Origin of the sequence: Candidatus Borrarchaeum sp. (assembly GCF_019058535.1) — an archaeon.
Lineage (GTDB): Archaea > Asgardarchaeota > Sifarchaeia > Borrarchaeales > Borrarchaeaceae > Borrarchaeum > Borrarchaeum weybense.
Genome location: NZ_JAHPYX010000138.1, coordinates 1 through 10440 on the forward strand (window position 1 = coordinate 1; position 10440 = coordinate 10440).

The 10440-nt window shown below is 35.9% G+C and carries 11 protein-coding genes; 6 read left to right on the forward strand and 5 right to left on the reverse strand.

Annotation, left to right across the window (positions count from 1 at the left end; genetic code table 11):
* The first annotated feature begins 277 nt into the window (after positions 1-277).
* From QVB70_RS08105 to QVB70_RS08120, 4 genes are all read left to right on the forward strand, one after another.
* Positions 278-1261: an MBL fold metallo-hydrolase RNA specificity domain-containing protein gene (locus QVB70_RS08105; protein ID WP_287585219.1), complete on the forward strand. Its 984-nt coding sequence runs from the start codon at positions 278-280 to the stop codon at positions 1259-1261.
* Positions 1262-1328: 67 nt separating this feature from the next.
* A complete protein-coding gene (locus tag QVB70_RS08110) occupies positions 1329-2519 on the forward strand; it encodes an MFS transporter (protein ID WP_287585221.1) in 1191 nt (396 codons plus the stop codon).
* Positions 2500-3468: a LysR family transcriptional regulator gene (locus tag QVB70_RS08115; RefSeq protein ID WP_287585223.1), complete on the forward strand. Its 969-nt coding sequence runs from the start codon at positions 2500-2502 to the stop codon at positions 3466-3468. Before QVB70_RS08110 ends, QVB70_RS08115 begins: the two co-directional genes overlap by 20 nt.
* Positions 3469-3487: 19 nt before the next feature.
* Complete coding sequence (locus QVB70_RS08120; RefSeq protein WP_287585225.1) at positions 3488-3961, forward strand: HAD family hydrolase; 474 nt, start codon at positions 3488-3490, stop codon at positions 3959-3961.
* A 47-nt stretch (positions 3962-4008) separates the two neighbouring features.
* Here QVB70_RS08120 and QVB70_RS08125 read toward each other — a convergent pair whose 3' ends face one another.
* From QVB70_RS08125 to QVB70_RS08140, 4 genes are all read right to left on the reverse strand, one after another.
* Positions 4009-4245, reverse strand: a complete 237-nt coding sequence (locus tag QVB70_RS08125) for a sulfurtransferase TusA family protein (RefSeq protein WP_287585226.1) — start codon at positions 4243-4245, stop codon at positions 4009-4011.
* A gap of 9 nt (positions 4246-4254) precedes the next feature.
* Positions 4255-4602: a DsrE/DsrF/TusD sulfur relay family protein gene (locus QVB70_RS08130; RefSeq protein WP_287585227.1), complete on the reverse strand. Its 348-nt coding sequence runs from the start codon at positions 4600-4602 to the stop codon at positions 4255-4257.
* Between the two features lie 252 nt (positions 4603-4854).
* Positions 4855-5643: a PAC2 family protein gene (locus QVB70_RS08135; protein WP_287585228.1), complete on the reverse strand. Its 789-nt coding sequence runs from the start codon at positions 5641-5643 to the stop codon at positions 4855-4857.
* A gap of 186 nt (positions 5644-5829) precedes the next feature.
* Positions 5830-6219: a FeoC-like transcriptional regulator gene (locus QVB70_RS08140; protein WP_287585229.1), complete on the reverse strand. Its 390-nt coding sequence runs from the start codon at positions 6217-6219 to the stop codon at positions 5830-5832.
* Between the two features lie 151 nt (positions 6220-6370).
* Here QVB70_RS08140 and QVB70_RS08145 point away from each other — a divergent pair, with 151 nt between their 5' ends.
* Positions 6371-6637, forward strand: coding sequence for a hypothetical protein (locus QVB70_RS08145; RefSeq protein WP_287585230.1), 267 nt, complete (start codon positions 6371-6373; stop codon positions 6635-6637).
* Between the two features lie 367 nt (positions 6638-7004).
* The gene (locus QVB70_RS08150) at positions 7005-8978 is read left to right on the forward strand and encodes a hypothetical protein (RefSeq protein WP_287585231.1); all 1974 of its coding nucleotides are present in this window, start codon (positions 7005-7007) and stop codon (positions 8976-8978) included.
* A 671-nt stretch (positions 8979-9649) separates the two neighbouring features.
* Here the strand turns inward: QVB70_RS08150 and QVB70_RS08155 are convergent.
* A complete protein-coding gene (locus QVB70_RS08155) occupies positions 9650-9967 on the reverse strand; it encodes a DNA-directed RNA polymerase subunit K (RefSeq protein ID WP_287585232.1) in 318 nt (105 codons plus the stop codon).
* Positions 9968-10440 lie beyond the last annotated feature (473 nt).

Consider the following 10440-nt stretch of genomic DNA (forward strand, 5'->3'; position numbering starts at 1 on the left):
CATCTATTCTATCCAAAACATTATTCAAAGTTAGCGGCTTTAATCCCCCCACTTTTCGGAAGGGGACTTCCCGCCGTCATTTTTAAATAATGGTGTATAAGAAACTCATCCGATACTTATAAAGTCCTCGTCTTACATGAAAACTTGTTTCACGACTTAGAAATAAAAACGATAAGAATACTCAAATGACACTAAAGTTCAATCTATCTACAAAAAACGAACTAAAAACTGTGTTAGATACCCTTTGTATTTTAAATGCATTGGAGCACTGTGTAAAATGAATGACAACATAATACTACAATTGCCGAAATTCAAAATCGCACTAGATCCAACGAAGGAACCTCAAGGAAATATTATATTCATATCTCACAGCCATGCTGATCACATGCTGAGGAAAAAAACTCCAATTCCAAAATTGTGCTCTCTGGAGACAGAAAAACTTGTATCAGCTAGAAGAAATCACTCATTGATCAATACAATCAACGAAGAACTGTCAATCAACAATCTCAATCTGAGAATGGTTGATACTGGACATGTTCTTGGCTCAAGAGCATTGGTCATTGAAAATGATAAGAAGATAGTCTTTACCTCAGATTTTACTTTAAGAGAACGCGAGTTTTTAGGGAAATTTATACCTGAAAAATGTGATTACGCAATTTTAGAAGCCACATTTGGCAAAGAAAAATACATTTTTCCTCCATCCGAAGAAATCGTCAAGGATGCAAAAGACTGGATTGAAGAACAGTTTAAAAAGGGTTGTCCCGTTGTTTTGATGGGTTATACTCTTGGAAAGGCACAATTACTGTGTAAGATATTCGAAGACTTCGCGCCCATCTACCTAGATAAAAATATAAAGAAAATTAACGATATTTATAGAGAATGTGGTGTCCCACTTCTAGATTTTGAAAGGTTTGGACAAAACAAGCAGTTAAAAATCCCACCATGGATATTGATCACTTCACCTCAAAGCGGAAGAGCGAAACTAATGCGAAAGGTCAATGCGAAAACAGCGTTTTTTAGTGGATGGGCAATTGATGAAGAGAGTTATGTTCATCGAATGAAAGTAGATCGGGTTTTTCCGCTGTCGGACCACGCGGATTTCAACGAATTGGTAGAGACTGTCGAGACATGCAATCCCGAAAAAGTGTTTGTCAGCCATGGTTATGACCATGAGTTTGCAGCACATCTAAGAAAACTTGGCTTTGATGCAGAACCACTTTCATTTCGTGAAAGCCCGCTCATTGATTTTTCAGAAATCTGATTGGAACTGCCCTACCAGAAAAGGTACTTTTAAAAGCATAACTTTTGCTAGGTGAGCTGGGATAATAATGAAAAAGATGTCGTTAACTATCGCAGGAATTGGACATGCCATAAATCATTCATTTCAATTAATGATTCCCCCTTTGTTACCTTTCCTCGCAATCGAATTTAATCTTAATCTTATAGAAATTGGCTTGCTTGTTACAGCATTTGTTGCGGCATATGGAGTTGGTCAGTTACCTACCGGTATTTTAGCTGATAAAGTAGGGGCTAAGAATCTAATCATTTTTGGGCTTACCATATGTGCGGTAGGATCACTTGTTGCTTTATTTTCGCCAAATATTTACATTTTACTGGCTGGGTTCGTCATAATGGGAGCTGGAGGAAGTACATACCATCCAAGCGGCCTGACAATGTTATCTCATGCTTTCGATGAAAAAGGAAGAGGACATGCTATGGGTTTGCATGGTCTCGCAGGAAGTGTAGGACAGATTGCATCCCCCATAGCTTCTGGTGGCATAGCTGTTTTACAAGGTTGGAAAATAACTTTTCTGATCTACGCGCTATTAGGCTTTGGTTTCTCGATCTTTGTCTTTATCCGATGGCGAGGTAAAGATGTGGTCAGTAGAACAAACGCGCAAGCGCCAAAACAAAGAAATTCTTTAAGAAGGCTTTTATCAAAAGCTATCATCATCGTATTTGTTCTAGCCATTTTCCAAGGATTTCTTTATCAAATAACAACATCTTTTTTGATTCTTTATTTAGTTCAAGCTCGATCTTATGATGTTGCAATTGCAAGCTTAATGCTTTCATTGCTTCTTGCTACAGGTGGTGTTGGACAATATGTTTCAGGAGCGCTTAGTGATAGACTTGGAAGAAAGAAAGTACTTATTGTTCTCTCACTTGCATGCGCAGGAACTGCATTACCAATACCTATGGTCTCAAATGTAATTTTGGTGATACTCGTTCTTGTCTTCGGTTTCATTTTATTAGGGTTAATTCCAACCACGAATGCGCTCATGAGCGACTTAGCAAAAGGAAGTTTTGGTGTACTCTTTGGAGTTTACTACTTGTTCGCTTTTGGAGTATCATCAGCGGGACCACCTATCGCAGGATTTTTAGGTGAAAACTTTGGTTTGGGTAGTATTTTTTATTTTTCAGCGGGCATAGCAATTATCTGTTTAATGATTACACTTTTAATTCCTGCACCCACATTAAATGAACAAAAAGGGTGGGCGGATGGAATCCAAAACTCGTGAACCAAAGGATGATCTAAGACTTCGGGCATTGAAAACATTTCTAACACTAGTAGAGATGGGAGGAAGTTTTTCAAGAACCGCTGAGAAATTGAATCTAACACAAGGAACTGTTTCTAATCACATAGGCTCACTTGAAAAATTCTTTAATGCAGAGTTATTTTACAAAGTTGAGCGGCTGCGTGAAGACAAAATTGAGCGAGTAAGCGAAGGAGAAAACCTTAATCGGGCAGGCATAATAGTTTTCGAACGTGTAAGAGAAATTATTGCGATATTAAATCGTACTAAGGAAGATATCGAGAGACTAAAAGGTGAAATAACTGGCACTTTACGTATCGCCACGAGCACGATCCCTGGGGAACACATATTGCCTAAGTTCATGGCAATATTCAAAGCAGAACATCCGACCGTTGAATTTGAGGTAGATCTTAGTAATAGCGGAAAAAGTTTGGAGAAGTTATTAGCGAAAGAATCAGATCTCGCAGCAGTTGGAAGTTTGGTTGGCTATGACGCAGAAGTAGAAATGTTTCCGATAGCGGAAGAAGAACTCGTATTGATTGTTCCTCCAGAGCATGAATTGGCATCTAACATTCCCGTCGATCCAAAGACACTCGTAAAATATCAACTTATCAGTAGAGAAAAAACATCTGGAACTCGAAAAGAAACTGAAAGAATTTTGGAAACTGCAGGTCTTTCAATAGACGAATTTCAAAGCGTATTAGAACTCGGAAGTACTGAAGCGGTAATTACTGCAGTTAGCGAGGGATATGGTATAAGCGTGATTTCATCAATTGCAGCAAAAAAATCAGAGAATTACATCAAAATAATTCCGCTCAAAGCAATTGAAAATAGAAGGAAACTTTTCATGGTTCGTAGAGTACACGAATCGTATCCAGTGCTCGTTGAGGCTTTTTGGGAGCACGTAAAGAATTCTATCGCTGAAAATGAGTAATTAGTCAGAGGAAAATCAATTGATTGAAATAGAAATACCTAGCCTTGGGAAAATTGGTATTAGTACTATCGTTTTTGATCTCAACGGTACATTAGCTATGACTGGGCAAATTAGCGATAATGTTAAAACACGATTGAAACTACTTGCAAATAGCGTTAGAGTGATTATTGCAAGCGCAGATACGCGTGGAAATCTTGCAGATATAGGAAAAGAATTAAGTGTGGAAACACATCGTCTAACACTTGATCTACCAGAAGATGAAGAAAAACGACTATTAATAGAGAAATTAGGCGCAGAAAACACAGCTGCTGTTGGCAACGGAATTAATGATAGTAAAATGCTTAAAGCAGCAAAAATAGGTATTGCAGTTATAGGTAAAGAAGGAGCTGCTGTTGAAACAATTAATAACGCGAATATCGTGGTTACCGATCCAGCGCACGCTTTAGACTTATTTCTTCATCCAATTATACTAAAATCAACTCTCCGCAAATAGAAAATAGAAAAATAAAAAAAGTTCAGTAAGTTACACTTAAAACAACTTTATCCTTTCTTAATAAAAATTTTATAAACTCCATTCTCGTCAGGCTCGATTACCTCAATAACTTCATGCCCATGTTTTTCAGCATAATCTTGGATGTTTTTCTTCGCAGGAAAGAAATCTCCAATAATTTCTAGGATTTTACCAGATTCAATCGCTTTTAATCCTCGCCGAGTACGAAGTACCGGGACTGGACAAGCCTGACCAGTGGTATCGACTTGTGTCTCAGCATTGTGCATTCCATCACCTCAAAACATTAAGACTTTTTCAGATTCAGCAACCCAGTCAACAAATTCATGCATACCGATGACTTCTACACCGTCAATTAAATCTTCTCGGGAAACGCCACGAGCCTCAATGCAAACCCCACAGACTCTGAGTTTTCCTCCTTCTTCCAAAAACGTCTTAAGGAGTTCAAAATGATTCGGGTATTGTTTAGGTGACTGTTTATTTAACCCGACGTATACCCCGTCCTGAACTAAGAACAGGTTTACATTATGTTCATCAACAAGAGATGAAAGTGCGAATCTCAGTGCAGTATATGGTTTCTCGCGTCCATAAGGAGATTCTGAAATTACTACAGTAAATGTTCCCATTTTATAACAACCTCTTTGGCAGTTTTGAATTACAAATAAGACGTTGAAATAAAGGTTTTAAAAATTTTTCTGATAATACATATTAGAAAAAATAATAATATCGAAAAGTAATTTGACATCGAATTGGGCTGCTAAATTTCAATGTATGTAATCTATTTAACAAAAATTAGAAAAGTGGGCGCACAGTCAAATTACTCATAAAATAAATAGATGAGATGCAATAAAGTCTCCATAAAGATATATATTAGCGTTTTAAGAGATATAGGGCTGGTCACGTGTCCGATCACGCATTTTATCCATGTCCAATTTGTTTTTTGCCTCTCTATATACCGGTTCGATTTCTTTGATTAATTCATCAAGAAAAGGCGTAAGGTTTGTTACATCATTGGAAATGTGTAAGGTTTGGTTCAAAACTTCAATTATAGCCCTCGCTGCACGCGGATCTGACTGTAGGACTGGAGCTGTTTCTCCTAAGCAACAAACTCCAGTTACATCATAAAGTGCCGCAGCCATTGCAGGGATAATACCATTTGCGCCAGTAACAGTCCCATTTTTAAAAAGTTCTGCGTTATCTGCTTCAATAAACGAATCAAGTGTTTCTTGAGAAGTAGATGAAATGAACACATGTGGGATTTCTGTTAAGTTATCTCGTACAAAAGCAGCGGTAGCTATGACTAATTCGGCTTTGAATTCTTCTGCGCACTTCTTTGCTAAGTAATCTGCAAACTCATAGACACCAATTGAGGTTGTAGGTTGATAATCACCAGTGATTAAGAATAAATCTTTGGTTCCACCATCTTCAAGTCTACTATGGTAAATTGTAGTTCGTGGAACATAAAGAAGACCATCTGGCTCTACAAGCACGTGTGGGGGAAAATCGCTGCAAAAAACTTCTGTCACTTTTGTTGCGCTCAAAGCATTAATTAAAGATGATATACATAGTTTTCCTACACTTGCGATACCAGGCATGCCTATTAAAACAATTGATTTATCAATATCTGAAGGGATCTGTTGAATTGTCTTTAAGTTAAATTCTGTCATTTCATGCTTCCCTTTCATCTTTCGATTTATTTAACAAAGATATGATTAGATAAAAATCTCTGTTACTCCTATGCTTCACCATAGGAAATGTTCTGTTATTAAAATATCTTTCTTTAATGTACCAGAAAAAAAATTCCGAAAGTTAGCTACATTTCGAAAAATTCAATTTAAGAAAATGATGACACTCTATTTAGGTACAAAGGAATTATCAGTTACCTGTCCTTTCACCTTTCCTTTTTTGATATGGGCTTCTATGACCTTTTTAAGGGTATTTAGTTCAATGTCTAACTCAGAACTTAATTTTGTTAAATCGATCTTATCAGTTGCACTAACAAGAGCCTCTAAGAGGTTTTCACGCTTTTTATATGTGCCACCCTCAGTTTGATCAGTTTTTATGGTGCGTAGAGCGCCTCTTACATTTTTCCCACAACTAGGACATGTAAGCGACCCCATTATGGTAATAGTGATATTCCCAGCTTTATCTGGGAGCGGGCTGTACATTTGCCACGTCTTATTAGGTTTTACACCCTCAAATGAGGTATTACCGCAGTTCTTACATTTCAATTTTTTAGCCATTTTGAAGACACCATTTAAAGGGAAAATTTCTTAAAGCCTCACTATTAGAGATGTTCGCAACAACTCTTAAAAGTTTACTGGACAAACTAAAAGAAGAAGTATTGCTCATTGAACCTACCCTAAAAGAAAGGAAATATTTCGGTGAAAAAATATGTTGTTCATGCAGGAAGAAGGACCACCAGAAATAAATATACCAACTTTTCTTGAATTTCTTGGATGGCTTAAAGGCGGATATGGAATAATTGCAGGGATTCTATTAGTTATAGGTGGTTTATTAGTTGTTAATTTCATTATCTATATTGAGACCACTCGTGATATAACTCTTAAAGGTCTTGGAATTCGACTTCTAGCGATCTCGCTCACAATTGGTTTCGGTCTTCATTTCGCGCTGACAACATGGGGCTCATTCATTATTTAGCGAACCAAATGAGGCTCATTCATTATTCAACGCGGTTGCGGATATTTTTTTCAGAATCTTTAAATTGGACAATTCTAAGCATTTATTTAGTTTCAAGTACCGAAAAATCAAATAAACGAGTATTTCGTTAGTTTCTTAGAAATACATTGTTAAGGTATTACTATGAGGGGATATCTAAGTCATTAGTGTTAAAATTTGCCTTCGTGCGCAAAAATCTTGGTGCTAGGGGATTTGAATTATTTACAATCGCAGGATTTAAGAATAATGATTGAATAAGATTCGTAGCTACTAATCGTTGTTCAATTAAGAAGAAGAATATGCAATATTTTTGCTCTTACGTGTAGTTAAATATAAGAGGTTCACTTTCATGAAATATGGTGTCTGGATTATCTTGGATACAGGTCAATGCTTAGTACACAAAGACTTCAGTGAACATTCGGAAATTGATGAAGACCTAATTTCAGGCTTTCAATCCGCAATTCTAACATATGCTGATTTGAAAATCAAGTCTATCGTAGCTGAAGATGTCCGTTTTGTGTATGAATCCACATTTAATCCTAGACTTATTTTTGTCATTGCAGCAGATATTAATGTAGATTTGAAAAAGTTAGAAGGATTCATAGATCTTGTTAAACGCGAATTTTTGGCAGATTATCGTTATAGAATAAATACATGGGCTGGAGATGTGAAGATTTTCAAACCTTTCGATGAGAAACTCGATAAGCTAATAAGAGAATGGCTCATCAAAACAGTAACTCTAGAGACAATATTAGAAAGAACAAAAGCAACTTTTAAAGTTATGATACCATCATCAAGAGAGAATAAAGAGATAAGCGAACGTTTTGGAAATGAAGGAATTGATGTAATTGCCTTAATTGATGGCATAAGGCCTCTAAAGGAGATTGCAGAGAGTTTAAGAATTGATCAAGAAAAGGTTAGACAGATTGCAGAGTACGCTATAGCTGGTGGATTTGCTTTAGAACAAGTATCACCTAAACATGTAAAACCATGGGAAGAATTAATTGACGAAGAATACCCCTTTCTTGCAGATTTTGAAAGAGATGTGGAAAGAGACGTAGAAGAAGATTTCGAAACAAAGAAGAAACTGGAAGAAGAGCTTAAGAGAAGAGTTGAGACGCTAAAAACTCAAAAGAAATTATTGGATAAAGAGGGCGAGTTAGATAAATTAACAATAACTGCTTTAACTGAAATCACAAAAGAGTTTGAAGATAAATTTGGCTCTTTGGAATCAAAAGTTCAAAGATTGCCAGGTCGCATTGCCGAACAAACTGCTTTAAAATATAACTGTCCAGTTAGTATAGCTAAGATCGCATATCAAATCGAATTAGACGGTATTTTAGATGCGCAAATGGCATGCGAAGAAATAATGGATGAGTTTAAACGGAGAAATGTTGTTGGAGCGCCTGTTCCTTCGATATATTCACATGAATTCACTTTTGCGCTTTCTGAAGGGCAATGGATTGAATACTTGCGCAAAACATTAGCTAAAGAGTTAGAACAAGATATTCGAGATCTTGCAAACCTTGAGCGATCTGTATTAGATGGATACGAAAAATCTGTAGAAAAAATGATTCAACTTCTAGAAGAACGAATAAAGATTATTAAAGAGATCATATATCCTGTAATGAATAAATGGCTTAATGATCATATTCACACAAAACCAATAGAGGCTGCAACAGCTATTTCTTCAGCATTGAAGAGATTATCTCGTTCTGAAACTTATTTCCTGCTTAGAAATGGAAAAACAAAACTATTTAGTACATTAAACAAAGTACTACCAATCTTGGAATCCAATAAAGATGATTCACTAGAAGTAGAATACGCATTCCAAGATTATTCAATTGTTTTTGATGAACTTGAAAAGCCACTTGATTTTATCTCAAAAAGAAGTTTGTGTGAGATAATTTTAGAAGTTGCTCCGAGACCAAAAATTGAGATTTCAACCGAACAACGTTCATTTCTAGTAATGCACACACCATATAATAATGGGTTAATAGGCCCTGAATTAACAGATCCAGTTGATTTCTTAGAGCGAGATATTAAACTAGTGCGCTGGAGAGAAAAAGAGGAACTGGATGATTCACTTCGAACTGCAATAACAAAGGTATATAAGGCAATCAGATATCAAGGGTTTTCCCAAACTCACGCAGGAGCCTTAATAATCTCAAAACTAAACATAAGATTCGATTTGCCTATAATTTCGACTTATAAAACGTGTGTTGATCTAAAAAATTATTTGGAGAGTTTAGAAAACAGCGATGATCTTGATAAGAATATAATTGATCATATTTTCAATTACGTAAAGGTAAAGATACTATAGAACAGTATTAGTTCAAAAGATTCAATACATCACAATATCGCAATTCTCTGTTTGACTTTTTTTATTTAACATATTTTCAAAACTTCTAAAAAGAGAAGAAAAGTATTGGCGTACACATCAAATATTATCTGGAAATAAATGGGATTTGTATAGTTCAGTGTACCCGCATACTTCACAAGTATAAGCCAAAAATTCGCTAGATGTTTGAGTTTCTTTGTTTAGCAAATAAAGTGTCTCACATACCTGTTGAGAGTTACATTTTGGACAGATCATCCTTTTTGTATTAGTTGGGAAGTCATGTATATGTCTATTCCTTTGTGAATAATGAACGCAGTACACATATGCTTCAGCATTGCTGCAAATATTCTTTGCATCATCATCATGAATATATTGTGAGTTTAGCGCTCTACAAACATAGCCTTGTCCGTGATTATAAAGGAAAGGGCAAATAGATCGAGCCATTTTGATGCACTTAACCCCATTTTTTTCTCTATGAAAAAACTAACTGAATTAGTATTTAACATTATCGGCAGGAAGTCCCCTTCTGACAGGTGGGGGATGAAAGCAGCTATTTTTATATAGTTTTTGCACAGAAGAGTGGTGATGAATATCCATGAATGGTCCTAAAATCGTTTTTTATTCCAGGAAATGTGTAATAAGAAAAGATGTTACTACTGATCGTTTTCTTTTTCCAGCAGAAATGGAGAGCTTCGCAGAATTCGCAGCGGGATATCCTGACATCTACCATCAGGAAGATATCTTCGAATTGTAAGGGGTAATACATTACTTAATAACTCGTGTTCTGCAATAATAATCGGGTCAAGAGCTTCTTCAGAATCTACAAGGATGGGTGCGCCCATGGAAAGTTGTAATGCACGCGCACCGATTATTCTACTCTTTTCATATTTCGTAAGATGTCCTGGACCAACTGTAATTTCCTCTGGGGACGCTGGAAATGGAATTGGAAGCTCCTTACGTTGTTCTGTCACAATTGTCACCGAAGGGAAGACAAAATTAAAAATAGGATGAAAAAAATCTCAAGGCAACAATAAGTATATTGTATTTAAAACTATCGTTCAGTGCGGACTAAAACAAAAATTTAGCAGTTTAACAGATTTATGTATTAAATCAAATCTGTGTTAACTTGTGCTTCAAAAAGAGTATTTGTTTGTCCCTGGTGATATTATACGTTTGAAGATAGAATATGACAACAGAATTTTTGTTATTTATATTTCTTTATTAAGAAAACTCGTTTGAAAAGAATTGCACAATTCAAAACTCATTTTAAATTTTTTACAAATTATATTATTGGAATAAATGTGCTCAGTGCATTTTTTAAGCGGTGCTGTTAGTCTATGAGGAAAATAATAAAGGTGACTGTTGATGAATGAAGTCTATAAGCCAGAGAAATGGAAAGGATTCTTTAAACCTTATAAAATCCTTTGTGAGTTATTTTTGAAGG